Origin of the sequence: Streptomyces palmae, from assembly GCF_004684805.1 — a bacterium.
In the GTDB taxonomy this organism is placed as follows: Bacteria; Actinomycetota; Actinomycetes; order Streptomycetales; family Streptomycetaceae; genus Streptomyces; species Streptomyces palmae.
This window is the reverse complement of sequence record NZ_SRID01000172.1, coordinates 1-14,066: the sequence shown is the minus strand read 5'-3', so window position 1 is coordinate 14,066 and position 14,066 is coordinate 1. Positions and strand designations below refer to the sequence as shown.

Genomic DNA, 14,066 nt, shown 5'->3' with positions numbered 1-14,066 from the left:
ATACCGGCACCGGGCCGCACCACCCTCCTGACCGGCGTACCGCAGGCCGCCTCCGCCACCGCCCGTCCGGCGTGCTTCCCCCAGCCCCCCTCGGCGGCCTCCACCGCGCCCCGCCCGCTGCCGGGTCTGACCCGGTTCAACGCGGCATCCCCGGCCGCCGCCGAGGCGGCCCTGCTGAGCTGCTGCGGATCCCGGAGCTGGGCGCGGCGGATCGCGACACACCGGCCGTACCCGGATCTGGAGTCACTGCTCGCCGCCGGGGACGAGGCCAGCTACGACCTGACCGCCACCGATCTGGCGGAGGCACTGGCCGGGGAGTCGGCCGGCCGGTCGCCGCTGACCTGGGTGCGCCGGCACCCGCCGTCCGGGGCGCGGAGCCGGCTGGCCGCGCACACCGCGCTGACCGCGGCCCATGCCGAGTACCAGCGCAGGTTCGGCCATGTCTTCCTGATCTACCTGGACGAGGTGGGGCCGGACGAGGTATTGGACGCCGTACTGGTAGGGATCCGCACTCGATTGGGTCACGAGAAGGAAACGGAGTCCGCGGTTGCCGCGGACGAACTGCGGCGAATCGCCCGGGGCCGGCTGGCCAGGCTGGCCACCAGCCCCTCCCGGCAGCCCGAAATCACCCAGTTTCACCTAGCTTGATAGGCCGTACGTGCCTGTTTGATCACACCTGAGGACCCCGCGCGAGCGAACCGACGACACGTCGCTACGATGGCGAGGGCCGGTGGACCGTACCCGGCCGGGCCAGACCGACAGAGAAGCCGGCAGGCCCCAATCCCCGCTCCCGGAGGGTTTTCCGTGCCGGCTGGAACGCTGTACCGCGGCCGGGAAGGAATGTGGTCCTGGGTGGCTCACCGAGTCACCGGCGTCCTCATCTTCTTCTTCCTGTTCGTGCACGTGCTCGACACCTCACTCGTCCGCGTATCCCCGAGCGCATACGACGACGTCGTCGCCACGTACAAGAACCCCATCGTCAACGTGATGGAGTACGGCCTCGTCGCCGCCATCCTGTTCCACGCGCTGAACGGCCTGCGGGTCATCGCCGTGGACTTCTGGTCCAAGGGCCCGAAGTACCAGAAGCAGATGCTCTGGTCCGTGGTCGGCATCTGGGTCGTCCTGATGGCCGGTGCCTTCTACCCCGTTCTGCAGCACACGCTGCGTGAGCTGTTCGGGAGCTGACGATGCCGACCGAGACTTCCTCCGTGAGCGACGTGAACACCGTGAACGACTCCGTCCGCCTGTACGACGTGGACAACCCGGCACCGCTGATCGAGCCGCCGCGGGCACGCACCAAGAAGACGCCGAAGGCGACCCGTACGAACTTCGAGATGTACGGCTGGCTGTTCATGCGCCTGTCCGGCGTCCTGCTGGTCGTGCTGGTCCTGGGCCATGTGCTGATCCAGCTGGTGCTGGACGGCGGCGTGAGCAAGATCGGCTTCGCCTTCGTGGCCGGCCGCTGGGCCTCGCCGTTCTGGCAGACCTGGGACCTGCTGATGCTCTGGTTCGCCACGCTGCACGGCGCGAACGGCCTGCGTACCGTCATCAACGACTACGCGGAGCGGGACAACACCCGCCTGTGGCTGAAGGGGCTGCTCTACTCGGCCGCCACCTTCACCATCCTGCTGGGCACGCTGGTGATCTTCACCTTCGACCCGAACATCCGCTAGTGCCCCGGGGCTGAGGTAATCACATGCAGATCCACAAGTACGACACCGTCATCGTCGGCGCCGGCGGCGCCGGCATGCGCGCCGCCATCGAGGCCACCAAGCGCAGCCGCACCGCCGTGCTGACGAAGCTCTACCCGACCCGCTCCCACACCGGCGCCGCCCAGGGCGGCATGGCCGCCGCCCTCGCGAACGTCGAGGAGGACAACTGGGAGTGGCACACCTTCGACACGGTCAAGGGCGGTGACTACCTGGTCGACCAGGACGCCGCGGAGATCCTGGCGAAGGAGGCCATCGACTCGGTCCTGGACCTGGAGAAGATGGGCCTGCCGTTCAACCGGACCCCGGACGGCACCATCGACCAGCGCCGCTTCGGCGGCCACAGCCGCAACCACGGCGAGGCCCCGGTGCGCCGGTCCTGCTACGCCGCGGACCGCACCGGCCACATGATCCTCCAGACGCTGTACCAGAACTGCGTCAAGGAGGGCGTGGAGTTCTTCAACGAGTTCTACGTCCTGGACCAGCTGATCACCGAGGTGGACGGCGTCAAGAAGTCCGCCGGCGTGGTCGCCTACGAGCTGGCCACCGGCGAGATCCACATCTTCCAGGCGAAGGCCGTCATCTACGCCTCCGGCGGCTGCGGCAAGTTCTTCAAGGTCACCTCCAACGCGCACACCCTCACCGGTGACGGCCAGGCCGCCGTCTACCGCCGGGGCCTGCCGCTGGAGGACATGGAGTTCTTCCAGTTCCACCCGACCGGCATCTGGCGGATGGGCATCCTGCTGACGGAGGGCGCCCGTGGTGAGGGCGGCATCCTCCGCAACAAGGACGGCGAGCGCTTCATGGAGAAGTACGCGCCGGTCATGAAGGACCTCGCCTCCCGCGACGTGGTGTCCCGCTCCATCTACACCGAGATCCGCGAGGGTCGCGGCTGCGGTCCCGAGGGCGACCACGTCTACCTGGACCTCACCCACCTGCCGCCGGAGCAGCTGGACGCCAAGCTGCCGGACATCACCGAGTTCGCGCGCACCTACCTGGGCATCGAGCCGTACACCGACCCGATCCCGATCCAGCCCACCGCGCACTACGCCATGGGCGGCATCCCGACCAACGTCGAGGGCGAGGTGCTGGCCGACAACACCACCGTCGTGCCGGGCCTGTACGCCGCCGGCGAGGTCGCCTGCGTGTCGGTGCACGGCGCCAACCGCCTGGGCACCAACTCGCTGCTGGACATCAACGTCTTCGGTCGCCGCGCCGGCATCGCCGCCGCGGAGTACTCCGCCAAGGCCGACTTCGTCGAGCTGCCGGAGAACCCGGCGGAGCTGGTGGTCAAGCAGGTCGAGCAGCTGCGCGAGTCCACCGGCAACGAGCGGGTGGCCGAGCTCCGCCGCGAGCTGCAGGAGACCATGGACGCCAACGTCATGGTGTTCCGCACCGAGCAGACGATCAAGACGGCCGTCGAGAAGATCGCCGAGCTCCGGGCGCGCTACAAGAACGTGGCGATCCAGGACAAGGGCAAGCGGTTCAACACCGACCTGCTGGAGGCCATCGAGCTGGGCAACCTGCTCGACCTCGCCGAGGTCATGGCGGTCTCCGCGCTGGCCCGCAAGGAGTCCCGCGGCGGCCACTACCGCGAGGACTTCCCCAACCGCGACGACGTCAACTTCATGCGGCACACCATGGCGTACCGCGAGGTGGACGCAGACGGCTCCGAGTCGATCCGGCTCGACTACAAGCCGGTCGTCCAGACCCGCTACCAGCCGATGGAGCGTAAGTACTGATGAGCACCGCAGCAACGCTCGACAAGCCCTCCTCCGCCCCGGAGGGCGCGAAGGGCACCGCTTCGCCGTACATCACGGTCACCTTCCGGATCCGCCGCTTCAACCCGGAGGTCTCGGACGAGTCGACCTGGCAGGACTTCCAGGTCGAGATCGACCCGAAGGAACGCGTCCTGGACGGTCTCCACAAGATCAAGTGGGACATGGACGGCTCGCTGACCTTCCGTCGCTCCTGCGCCCACGGCATCTGCGGTTCCGACGCCATGCGGATCAACGGCCGCAACCGGCTTGCCTGCAAGACCCTGATCAAGGATCTCAACCCGGACAAGCCGATCACGGTCGAGCCCATCAAGGGGCTCACGGTCCTCAAGGACCTGGTCGTGGACATGGAGCCGTTCTTCCAGGCCTACCGCGACGTGATGCCCTTCCTGATCACCAAGGGCAACGAGCCGACCCGCGAGCGCCGGCAGTCCGCCGCGGACCGCGAGCGCTTCGACGACACCACCAAGTGCATCCTGTGCGCCGCGTGCACCTCCTCGTGCCCGGTGTTCTGGAACGACGGCCAGTACTTCGGCCCGGCGGCGATCGTCAACGCGCACCGCTTCATCTTCGACTCGCGTGACGAGGCCGGTGAGCAGCGCCTGGAGATCCTGAACGACAAGGACGGCGTCTGGCGCTGCCGTACGACCTTCAACTGCACCGAGGCGTGCCCGCGCGGCATCGAGATCACCAAGGCCATCCAGGAGGTGAAGCGCGCGCTGATCACGCGTCGCTTCTGAGCCTCGGACGGTCTGACCGATCCAGCGCGAGGGGCCCGTATCCCACCAGGGGTACGGGCCCCTCGGGCGTTTCGGGCCTGAGGGGTGCCCGCCCGTACGGATCGGCGGCGGCCGGCGCGGTGACCTGCCCGCCTGGCGGCCGGGGGGAGGCGCCAGGGGCCGGCCTCGGGTCAGCGTGGCGCCGCGCCGCGGTCGGACGCCGGTCGCCGGGTGTCCTCGGCAGGGGTGAGGAAGAAGTCCCGGACGTCCCGGGCGAGCAGCTCCGGCACCTCCATCGCGGCGAAGTGGCCGCCGCGATCGAACTCCGACCAGTGCCTGATGTCGTACAGCCGCTCGGCCAGCGGTCGCACCGACCGCGTGATGTCGTGCGCGAACACCGCGACGCCGAGCGGCACCGGGCAGCGCTGCCGGGCCCCCCGCGGGGCGTCGTGGTGCATCCGCGCGGAGGAGGCCGCGGTGGCGGTCAGCCAGTACAGCGAGACGTCGGTGAGCATCCGCTCGTCGCTGACCGGCGTCCGGGGGTCGGTCCACTGTGCGAAGCGCTCGGCGATCCAGACCAGCTGGCCGACCGGCGAGTCGGTCAGCGCGTAGCCGATGGTCTGCGGGGTGAGGGCCTGCAGCGCCTGGTACGGCGGACGGTTCGCCATCAGTTGCCGGACCGTGTCCAGCCGGGCCTCGTCCTCCTCCGACAGGTGGAGGCCGGCATCCGGGTCCGGCCGGGTCGGCAGGTAGTTGACGTGCACTCCGACGACCCGCTCGGGTGCCACCGCGCCGAGCGCCATGGAGATGCCCGCGCCGAGGTCGCCGCCCTGCGCGCCGTAGCGCTCGTAGCCGAGGCGGCGCATCAGCTCGGCCCAGGCCCGTGCGACCCGGGTGGCGTCCCAGCCGCGCTCGTGGGTCGGCCCCGAGAAGCCGAAGCCCGGGATGGACGGGATCACCAGGTGGAAGTCGCGCGACAGCGGCTCGATCACATCGAGGAACTCCAGGAACGAACCGGGCCAGCCGTGGGTGAGGACCAGCGCGAGCGCGTCCGGCTTCGCGGACCGCACATGGACGAAGTGGATGTTCTGGCCGTCGATCTCGGTGGTGAAGTGCGCAAGCTCGTTGAGCTCGGCCTCCCGCGCACGCCAGTCGTAGCCGGTGCGCCAGTACTCGGCGAGCTCCTTCAGCCGCGCCAGCGGGAAGCCGTAGTCCCATCCGGCGTCGGCGACCTCGTTGGGCCAGCGGGTGCGGGAGAGGCGGTCGGCCAGGTCGTCGAGGTCGGCCTGGGGGATGTCGATGCGGAACGGCTTGATCACGGTCTTCACTCCACAATTCGTTCGGAGCACAAACGTTAGTGTCACTAATGAAGGTAGACTGTTAGTGGCACTAACGCAACGGTGGAGGACCCCCATGAGCGCGACCCCCGAACACACCCCGGCCCGGCTGCGTGCCATCCCCAGCCGCCTGCTCGCCGGGGCCGCGAACGTCGGCGACCGGCTCGTCAGCGAGCGCCTGACCGCCCAGGGGGCCCACAAGTGGCACTTCGCGGTGCTGGCCGCGCTCGCCGAGGCCGGCGCCGCCAGCCAGGCCGAACTCAGCCGCCGCACCGGCATCTACCGCAGCGACATGGTCGCCGTCCTCAACGAGTTGGCCGGTGCCGACTGCGTCCGCCGCGAACCCGACCCCGCCGACCGCCGCCGCAACGTCATCACCCTCACCCCCGCCGGCCACCGCCGCCTGGAACAGCTGGACGCGCTCATCACCGACGCCCAGCGCGAACTCCTCGCCCCCCTCACCCCCGGCCAGCGGGAGGAACTCACCCGCCTGCTCGGCGTCCTGGCCGAGCACCACCGGCCCCCGCACCAGGCGCCGTAGCCCGCGCCCACCGTCGAGGGCTCGCGAGACGGGTTCCGGGGCCATCGCGGGGCGCCCGGATCCGATGGGCCGGCCCCACGGGCATGCCGGGCCCGTCGCGGGCGCGTACAGGGCGGGGAACACCCGACCCGAAGCCCCTCCTGGCGCGTACGGGCGGGGTGCTCGCGAAAACGCCGGTGACCCGGGCCGTGGGGCCCGGGTCACCGGCGTCGGTGATCGGTGTGCGGGGGTGTCAGATGCGGTCCAGGCCCCACAGGCGCCAGGTGCCGGTGCCGTCCGACAGGTACTCCGTACCGGAGATGTCGTTGGAGCTGACCAGGTACTGCTGCTGCTGCCACAGCGGGATCAGCGGCACGTCCTGGGCGACGATCTCCTGGATGGCGCGGAAGTCCCTGGCGGTCTCGGAGCGCTTGGCCTTGCGCTGGGTGCGCTGGATCAGCTGGTGGACCTGCTTGCTGCGGTAGCCGTTGTGGAAGACGGGCTTGGGGCCGACCAGCGGAGTGGTGAAGGTGTCCGGGTCCGGGAAGTCCGCCACCCAGCTGATGGTGAAGGCGTCGAACGCGTGGTCGGCGAAGTCCGTCTGGAAGGTCTTCCAGTCGCGCCGTGCCATGGTCACCTTGAACAGCCCGGAGGCCTCCAGCTGCCGCCGGACCTCCTTCGCCTCGGCGATGTTGGTCTCGCCCTCCGAGAAGCCGAGGGTGAAGGGGATGGGCGTCTTGAGGCCGGCCTCCTGGATCAGCCGGCGGGCGCGCTCGGTGTCGACCTTGGGGTAGTCGTCGTAGAACGGCGTCGTGTGGCCGGTGATGCCCTGCGGGATCAGCGAGTACAGGGGGTCCACGGTGCGCTTGTGCACCCGGCGGACGAGCGCCTCGCGGTCCAGGACCGCCGCGACGGCCTGCCGGACCTCCTTGTGCACCATCGGCGAGCCGGAGCGTATGTCGAGCACCAGGGAGCGGGTGGTCGGCGCGGCGTCCTTGATGACCTTGATGTCGGGGTCGGCCGGGTTCAGCTTGGCGAGCATCTGGGGCGGCAGCCCGTTGGCGACCACGTCGACCTCGCGCTTCTTCCAGGCCGTGCTCAGCTTGTCGCCGGAATCGAAGTAGTGCACGGTGACCGGCTGCCCGGTGCCCTTGCCCACGCCCTGGTAGTCGTCGTTGGGCTTGAGCACCGCCTTCTCGCCGATCTCGTACTCCGACAGGGTGAAGGGCCCGGAGCCGTCCACCTTGCCGTCGTCGCGCAGCTTGTCCGCCGGGTACTCCTGGTGGTCCACGATGGCGCCGGCACCGGAGGCGATCTTGTACGGGAAGGTGGCGTCCGGGGAGCGCAGGTGGAAGACGACCTGCCGCTCGCCCTCGGTGCGCACCGTGTCCAGGGTGGAGAGCAGGCTGACGGGCCCCTGGTCGTCGTTGATCGCGACGATCCGGTCGAAGGAGAACTTCACGTCCTTGGCGGTCAGCGGGTGCCCGTTGGAGAACTTCAGGCCGGGGCGGAGCTCGCAGACGTAGACCAGCAGGTCCTCGCCCCGGAAGTCGCAGTGGGACGCGGCGTCCGGCACCGGCTGCTGGGAGCTGGGGGTGAAGGTCAGCAGGGACTGGTAGACGTTGCTGAACAGCGCCATCGAGCCGCTGTCGTAGACACCCGCCGGGTCGAGTCCGGTGACCACCTCGGAGGTGCCGACGTTGATCGGGTCCTTGTCCTCCTCCGAGGAGGACATCAGCGCGAGACCGCCCGCTCCCAGAGCCACCACCACCGCGCAGCCGATGGCGACCTGTATTCCGACCTTACGCACTCCGCGTTCCCTCCGGCCCCAACGCACCGCGGGCGTGCGACCGCTCTCGCACGCCCGTCCGGTGTCGTTCCGTACCCAACCACACGGCGCTGGCCCTCGTCATCAACCCCCGGGCGGCATGGGCCTCTTGTGTCCTGGAACGTCATGGCTCGTCCGGACGAATCATGGGGTTTCGCGCACCGGTACAGGGTGGGATACCGGGATCACCCTTCGGATACGGGCGGTGTCACGGCGTCCTCCTGTGCGCTGCGCCGCAGGGCGCGCACGCCGCGCAACCCGATCACTCCGATGGCCGTCCCCAGAAGAAACGAGGTGATCGCGAGCAGCAGGTGGACCCAGAAGTACGCGGTGGGGTCTCCGTCGTCGAAGGCGAGGCCGCTGGCGTCCTTGGCCAAGTTCTTGACGAAGGTGATCCAGATGAACCAACTCCATACCCCGAAAGCGAGCAGGAACCAGGCCACTGGACGGCTGAGACGGGTGACGGGGGTGCGGGCTGTGTCCCGGGATGAGTGGAGCATGACTTCCAGTATGGGCAAGGGTCGGAGCATACGGCCGAGAGGGTCTGCTTCGGACGAGGCTCCCACCCGTCGTCAAGCGGATGACGATACGTTCAGCCTCGTGCCCATGGATTCCGCCACCCCCGCCCCCCGCAGCCTCCTTCGGGTGATGCCCGCAGGGACGCTGGCCCTCGCCACCGCCTTACTGCTCGGCGCCGCCCCCGCGCAGGCCGCCGGCCCCCGGTCGGACAAGGACCCGAAGCCGCCCGCCCGGATGTCCACCGTCGGCGGCGACCGGCTCGGCCGCCCCGGTACCCAGGTGGACCCCGGCCCCGGCACACCGGACCTGCCCAAGGGCCTGTCCGGCCGGTCCTGGCTGGTGGCGGACGCGGACTCCGGCAAGGTGCTGGCGGCCCACAACGCCCACTGGCGGCTGCCCCCGGCCAGCACGATGAAGATGCTCTTCGCGGACACCGTGCTGCCCCGCTTCCCCAAGACGCGGATCCACAAGGTGGACCCCTCGGACCTGCTGGGCATCGGCGAGGGCAGCAGCATGGTCGGCATCAAGGAGAACCTCACCTATTCGGTGCACGACCTGTGGCTGGGTGTCTTCCTGCGCTCCGGGAACGACGCGGTGCACGTGCTGGCCGCGATGAACGGCGGCGTGCCGAAGACCGTGCGCGACATGCAGGCCCGCGCCCGGCAGCTCAACGCGCTGGACACCCATGTCGTCACCCCGGACGGCTACGACGAGCGGGGCCAGGTCAGCAGCGCCTACGACCTCACCCTGTTCGCCCGGGCGGGGCTGCGCCGGGCGGACTTCCGGGAGTACTGCTCCACGGCGTACGCGGAGTTCCCCGGCGACTACAAGAAGGACGACGACCGCAAGCGGAAGGCGAAGGGAGACGAGAGCGTGCCCGAGCGCGAGCACTTCGGCATCCAGAACACCAACCGGTTGCTCACCGGCTACGGGGTGCCGCCCTACAAGGGCATCGCCGGGGTGAAGAACGGCAACACCACCAACGCGGGCGCCACCTTCACCGGGGTGGCCGAGCGCGGCGGGCGCACCCTGCTGGTGACCGTGATGAACCCGTCCCGGCAGGAGCTCAACGAGGTCTACAAGGAGACCGCCAAGCTCTTCGACTGGGGCTTCGCCGCCGCCGGCTCGACCCGCCCGGTCGGCACCCTGGTCGACCCGGCCCCGAAGGGCAGCGGCCGGGCCGGGAAGAACAACGCCCCCGGCGCCGCCCGGCACAGTGGATCCGCGGGCCGGTCCGGGGCCCAGGCCGCGTCCTCCGACGCGTCGGATTCGGATTCCCTGGGCACCTGGACGGTGGTCGGCATCGCGGCGGGCGCGGTGGCCCTGCTGGGCGCCGCCGGCGGCGCGGTACTGCTGCGCAGGCGCCGGGCGATGCGCTGACCGCGTGATCCACCCGCCCCGGCTCGGGCCTCCCGGCGGGCTCGGGCCCGGCTCCGGGGCGGCTCCGGAGGGCAGCCCTTCCGGGGGGCGGGCGGGCGCCCCACGCGCCTGCGGCCCGGGCCCTCAGCCGTACGGCGCCTCGCCGGCCCGACCGTCGGGGATCCGCCTTCCGAAGGACGGGCCGTCGGTCGTCCTTCGGGCGCCCACCCGACGTCCCCTGGGCTCGGGGCGGTGTGCCCTGCGGCAGGTGCCGGGGTTCCGCCGGACGGCCTACGCCTCCGGCCGGTACCTCGTGGCGCCGGAGGCGGAGCCGGGGCCGGGCTCGGCCTCCTCGCCCGAGCCGGTGTCCACGGGCCGCTTCTCCGGGCGCGGCTCCCCGGTGGCCGTCCAGGCCGCGCAGTACAGCGTCAGCTTGGCCGTGAAGTTGATCCACAGCAGCAGCGCCACCGGCACCCCGAACGCCCCGTACATGCTCTTCGCCGCCACCCCCTGGAGATAACTGCTCAGCAGCACCTTCAGCGCCTCGAAGCCGATCGCGCCGATCAGCGCCGCGACCACGACCTTCCGGCGGGGCGGATGCACGGCCGGCAGCAGGGTCAGGACGTAGCCGAGCAGCAGCACGTCGGCCACCACCCCGGCCGCGAACGCCGCGATGCGCAGCAGCCAGCCGCCCACCCCGCTCTCGGCGATGTGCAGCTGGTGCGCGGCCCAGCCGATCGCGGTGACCCCGAAGGCCGAGACCACCAGCGAGCCCACCGCCACCCCGCCCAGGCCGATCAGCACCACCGCGTCCTTGGCCTTGCGCCACACCAGGTTGCCGGGGAGGTCGTCCAGCTCCCAGACGGCCCGCAGGCAGTCGCGCAGCGCCCCGACCCAGCCGATGCCGATGAACAGCAGCACTCCACCGGCGACCAGGCCGACCGTGGACGCGTTGGCCACCAGTCCGCTCAGGTCCAGCTGGTTGGAGATGCCGGGGACCTGCTCGGAGACCTTGCGCTCCAGCTCGTGCACCCGCCCCGGGCTGAGCAGCGCGGCGATGACCGCCGCCGCCACCGTGATCAGCGGGAACATCGCCAGAAAGCTGATGAAGGTGATCGCGGCGGCCAGCCGGGACCAGTGGACCCGGTCCAGCGTCTCGTAGGAGCGCCAGGCGTGGGTGCGCATCAGACGGGCCATCAGCGGGCCGATCCAGGGCAAGCGGGTCAACCAGTCCATGGCCAAGCCCTTGCCGTTCGCCCGGTACCCATGCGTCCCTCGTGATCCATTCGCGCCGTGGACACTCCGCACACCAGTGTCCCGGTTCTCCGGGAGTACGGCGCGGCGGCCGTCACCCCACCCGGCCAAGCCGTCGCGAACCGCCCCCGCGACCGCGCCTCGGTCGGAGCACGGCGACGGGTGACGGGACGGAGGGGCCGGGACGGCGTCCGGGGTGCGGTGACCGCCGTACGGCGCGTGCCTGGCCCCATCGGCCCCGCCGGAGGGGAATCCCTGAGGGGAGGCGCATCCCTGAGGGGAGGCGCATCCCCGCCCGGAGGCGTAACGTTTCTGCCGCCCGGCGACACAGAGCGGACACCGTTCCCGGAGCGAGTCGGCAGACCCTCCGTCCGGTGGCGGAGCCGTTCCATGCGCCGGGCGGCGGCGGAGATGCGCCATGATGTGCACCCGTCCGGCGCCCGACACGCGGCCGAGCGCCGACCGGATGGCACACCACCCGGTGGTGCCCAGCGGTCCCGTTGGCCGAGGGCGGGCCATGCGCGCACCGCCTCCGGCGCGGAGCCGCTGGGCTCCGGTGAGACCGACTCTTCCCGCTTCCCCGCCCGAACCCCGGCATTGATCTGTCCGACACTCAGATAATCACCCTTTTGGCGAAGGGGGTGCGGCTGGCGCCGGGCGACTCCCCAGGGCGAGCGGCGGCGCGGGTATCGCGGAGGGCGGGCTTCCCGGGTGCGGGCCCACCCATGCGGGTGGCAGCGCCTCCCCAGGGCCGGGCCCGAGGTCCGCGCTCGGCGCGCGGCGGCCCAGGGCAGCGCGGGCAAAGCGGAGAGCAGGCTCCTGAGCCGGGAGAGGTCCGCCAGACCCACCCACGCCGGGCCAGCGCCGAGCGGCTACGCGGAGGGCAGGCTTCTGGGGCGGGAGAGGTCCGCCTGGCGGGGGACCGCGGCGGTGGGGCAGTCGGCGAAGGGGTACTCGCGGTCCAGCCGCCACACCCCGTCCGCGCCCTGCTCGTAGAGCGCGAAGCCGCCGATCGTCCAGGCCGCCTCGAAGTCCCGCAGCTCCCGCTGGGCCCGGTCCATCGACTCCTCGTCGATGCCGTGCGCGACGGTCACGTGCGGGTGGTACGGGAACTGCAGCTCACGGGCGCACGGCCCGGAACCGGCCCGGACCCGCTCCTGGAGGCGGGCGCACTCCTCCGCGCCCTCGACCAGCCGGACGAAGACCACCGGGGAGAGCGGGCGGAAGGTGTCGGTGCCGGCGAGCCGCATCGGGAAGGACCGCCCGGCGGCGGCCACCTTCTTCAGGTACTCCTCGACCTCGGGCCGCCGCGCCTGCTCGACCTCGGTCGGCGGAAGCAGGGTGACATGGGTGGGAATGCTGTACGCGGCCGGGTCCCCGAAGCCCGCGCGCCGCTCCTGGAGGAAGCTGCCGTACGGCTCCGGGACCACGATCGAAACGCCGAGCGTTACGGTCCCCACTGTGTTCTCCCTCCTGGGCGGCCCTGATCGGGCTCCGCTGCCGCACCCGTGTGCCAGTGTGGCCGCCCTGCCGCCCGCGCGGCTAGCTGCTTCGGTCCCGGGCATACGGGCCCAAAGACCCCTTGCCGGTCCCCTGGGCCCCGATCCGGGCACCGCGCTGGGCGCCCGGACCGCTTGGTTCCATGGCACCGACCGTTCGGGCGCCGCCCCGTCGGCGGTGCCCCCATCGGTCAGTGCCCCGATCGATCAGTGCCTGGGCGGCACGAATCCCATCCGGTCATAGGCCGCGGCCAGCGACTCGGCGGCGACCGCACGGGCCTTCTCCGCGCCCTTGGCGAGGATCTTGTCCAGCGTCTCGGGGTCGTCCAGGTACTCCTGGGTCCGCTCCCGGAACGGGGTCACCCACTCGACCATCACCTCGGCCAGGTCGGTCTTCAGCGCACCGTACCCCTTGCCCTGGTACGTGGTCTCCAGGTCCGCGATGGAGTTTCCGGTGAGCGTGGAGTAGATGGTCAGCAGGTTGCTGACGCCCGGCTTCCGCTCCTCGTCGAAGCGGATCTCGGTCTCCAGGTCGGTGACCGCGCTCTTGATCTTCTTGGCGGTCACCTTGGGCTCGTCGAGCAGGTTGATGATGCCCTTCGGCGTGGACGCCGACTTGCTCATCTTGATCGACGGGTCCTGGAGGTCGTAGATCTTCCCGGTCTCCTTGACGATGTACGGGTCCGGGACGACGAAGGTGTCCCCGAAGCGCGTGTTGAACCGCTCGGCCAGGTCGCGGGTGAGCTCGACGTGCTGCCGCTGGTCCTCGCCCACCGGTACGTGGTGGGCCTGGTAGAGCAGGATGTCGGCGACCTGGAGCACCGGGTAGGTGAACAGACCCACCGTGATCCGGTCCGAGCCGTGCCGGGCGGACTTGTCCTTGAACTGCGTCATCCGGGACGCCTCGCCGAAGCCGGTGAGGCAGTTCATCAGCCAGGCCAGCTGCGCGTGCTCGGGCACGTGGCTCTGGACGAACAGCGTGCAGCGGTCCGGGTCCAGGCCGGCCGCCAGCATCTGGGCCGCGGCGAGCCGGGTGTTGGCGCGCAGGTCCCGGGGATCCTGCGGCACGGTGATCGCGTGCAGGTCCACCACCATGTAGAAAGCGTCGTGCGTCTCCTGCAGGGCGACGAACTGCCGGATGGCGCCGAGGTAGTTCCCCAGGTGGAAGGAGCCCGCGGTGGGCTGGATCCCGGAGAGCGCACGCGGTCGCGACGCGCTGTGACCACTCCCCTGGGAGTGGTGGGCCGCGGCTGCCTCAGGACGGAGTTCGGGGGATGGCGGGGGATCGAGGACCATGCCCCCCATTCTCTCAGGTGCCCGGGTCTTCTCGGACCGCCCACCGTCCCGGCCCTGTCTCACATCCGTCATGTCCACGTCTCACCGCCGCCCGGGCCCCGCACCACCGCGCTCCCGCCACCGCGCACCGCCACGGCCCCGGCCCGCCGGTCGCCGCCCCGGCCGGACACCGCCGCGTCCCCCGACCGGCCCCGGACCAGCACCGGTCGGTACGTACCGGAGCCGGCCCGACACGGACGGGTCGGGGA

14 protein-coding genes are annotated in these 14,066 nt (G+C 70.9%); 7 read left to right on the top strand and 7 right to left on the bottom strand.

Annotation, left to right across the window (positions count from 1 at the left end; genetic code table 11):
* From E4099_RS18465 to E4099_RS18445, 5 genes are all read left to right on the top strand, one after another.
* Positions 1-648 (top strand): 2-oxo-4-hydroxy-4-carboxy-5-ureidoimidazoline decarboxylase (locus E4099_RS18465; RefSeq protein WP_425348258.1); only part of this gene is annotated, 648 nt, incomplete at its 5' end.
* 156 nt (positions 649-804) lie between these two features.
* Positions 805-1,185 carry a succinate dehydrogenase, cytochrome b556 subunit gene (gene sdhC, locus E4099_RS18460; RefSeq protein ID WP_135340194.1) on the top strand — a complete coding sequence of 127 codons (381 nt, stop codon included), beginning with the start codon at positions 805-807 and terminating at the stop codon, positions 1,183-1,185.
* Positions 1,186-1,187: 2 nt separating this feature from the next.
* On the top strand, positions 1,188-1,673 hold the full coding sequence (locus E4099_RS18455; protein WP_135340193.1) for a succinate dehydrogenase hydrophobic membrane anchor subunit: 486 nt from the start codon (positions 1,188-1,190) through the stop codon (positions 1,671-1,673).
* A 23-nt stretch (positions 1,674-1,696) separates the two neighbouring features.
* Positions 1,697-3,451: a succinate dehydrogenase flavoprotein subunit gene (gene sdhA, locus E4099_RS18450; protein ID WP_135340192.1), complete on the top strand. Its 1,755-nt coding sequence runs from the start codon at positions 1,697-1,699 to the stop codon at positions 3,449-3,451.
* Positions 3,451-4,227, top strand: a complete 777-nt coding sequence (locus E4099_RS18445; protein ID WP_135340191.1) for a succinate dehydrogenase iron-sulfur subunit — start codon at positions 3,451-3,453, stop codon at positions 4,225-4,227. Before sdhA ends, E4099_RS18445 begins: the two co-directional genes overlap by 1 nt.
* 170 nt (positions 4,228-4,397) lie before the next feature.
* Here the strand turns inward: E4099_RS18445 and E4099_RS18440 are convergent, their stop codons facing one another.
* Entirely contained in the window at positions 4,398-5,525 is a 1,128-nt protein-coding gene (locus E4099_RS18440; protein ID WP_135340190.1) for an epoxide hydrolase family protein, read from the bottom strand.
* 94 nt (positions 5,526-5,619) lie between these two features.
* Between E4099_RS18440 and E4099_RS18435 the strand changes: the two genes are divergently transcribed.
* Positions 5,620-6,084, top strand: coding sequence for a MarR family winged helix-turn-helix transcriptional regulator (locus E4099_RS18435; protein WP_135340189.1), 465 nt, complete (start codon positions 5,620-5,622; stop codon positions 6,082-6,084).
* 232 nt (positions 6,085-6,316) lie between these two features.
* Here E4099_RS18435 and E4099_RS18430 read toward each other — a convergent pair whose 3' ends face one another.
* Together E4099_RS18430 and E4099_RS34265 are read right to left on the bottom strand one after the other, a co-directional pair.
* Positions 6,317-7,873, bottom strand: coding sequence for an ABC transporter substrate-binding protein (locus tag E4099_RS18430; RefSeq protein ID WP_209446653.1), 1,557 nt, complete (start codon positions 7,871-7,873; stop codon positions 6,317-6,319).
* Between the two features lie 203 nt (positions 7,874-8,076).
* Positions 8,077-8,391 carry an SCO4848 family membrane protein gene (locus E4099_RS34265; RefSeq protein ID WP_245244969.1) on the bottom strand — a complete coding sequence of 105 codons (315 nt, stop codon included), beginning with the start codon at positions 8,389-8,391 and terminating at the stop codon, positions 8,077-8,079.
* Positions 8,392-8,539: 148 nt separating this feature from the next.
* Between E4099_RS34265 and E4099_RS18425 the strand changes: the two genes are divergently transcribed.
* Positions 8,540-9,790, top strand: coding sequence for a D-alanyl-D-alanine carboxypeptidase family protein (locus tag E4099_RS18425; RefSeq protein WP_342451929.1), 1,251 nt, complete (start codon positions 8,540-8,542; stop codon positions 9,788-9,790).
* 270 nt (positions 9,791-10,060) lie between these two features.
* Here E4099_RS18425 and E4099_RS18420 read toward each other — a convergent pair whose 3' ends face one another.
* From E4099_RS18420 to E4099_RS33665, 4 genes are all read right to left on the bottom strand, one after another.
* A complete protein-coding gene (locus tag E4099_RS18420; RefSeq protein ID WP_135340187.1) occupies positions 10,061-11,005 on the bottom strand; it encodes a YihY/virulence factor BrkB family protein in 945 nt (314 codons plus the stop codon).
* Positions 11,006-11,895: 890 nt separating this feature from the next.
* Positions 11,896-12,483 (bottom strand): 2'-5' RNA ligase family protein, encoded by a 588-nt coding sequence (locus tag E4099_RS18415; protein ID WP_135340186.1) that lies wholly within the window; start codon positions 12,481-12,483, stop codon positions 11,896-11,898.
* 246 nt (positions 12,484-12,729) lie between these two features.
* Positions 12,730-13,827: a tryptophan--tRNA ligase gene (trpS, locus tag E4099_RS18410; protein WP_386390009.1), complete on the bottom strand. Its 1,098-nt coding sequence runs from the start codon at positions 13,825-13,827 to the stop codon at positions 12,730-12,732.
* Between the two features lie 59 nt (positions 13,828-13,886).
* A partial coding sequence (locus E4099_RS33665) for a hypothetical protein (RefSeq protein WP_209446652.1) occupies positions 13,887-14,066 on the bottom strand: 180 nt, incomplete at its 5' end.

Bases quoted from the DNA above. Each gene is read 5' to 3' on its own strand.
- E4099_RS34265 (WP_245244969.1), bottom strand. From the start codon at position 8,391: ATGCTCCACTCATCCCGGGACACAGCCCGCACCCCCGTCACCCGTCTC.
- E4099_RS18425 (WP_342451929.1), top strand. From the start codon at position 8,540: ATGCCCGCAGGGACGCTGGCCCTCGCCACCGCCTTACTGCTCGGCGCC.
- E4099_RS18455 (WP_135340193.1), top strand. From the start codon at position 1,188: ATGCCGACCGAGACTTCCTCCGTGAGCGACGTGAACACCGTGAACGAC.
- E4099_RS18435 (WP_135340189.1), top strand. From the start codon at position 5,620: ATGAGCGCGACCCCCGAACACACCCCGGCCCGGCTGCGTGCCATCCCC.
- E4099_RS18445 (WP_135340191.1), top strand. From the start codon at position 3,451: ATGAGCACCGCAGCAACGCTCGACAAGCCCTCCTCCGCCCCGGAGGGC.
- trpS (WP_386390009.1), bottom strand. From the start codon at position 13,827: ATGGGGGGCATGGTCCTCGATCCCCCGCCATCCCCCGAACTCCGTCCT.
- sdhA (WP_135340192.1), top strand. From the start codon at position 1,697: ATGCAGATCCACAAGTACGACACCGTCATCGTCGGCGCCGGCGGCGCC.
- E4099_RS18420 (WP_135340187.1), bottom strand. From the start codon at position 11,005: ATGGACTGGTTGACCCGCTTGCCCTGGATCGGCCCGCTGATGGCCCGT.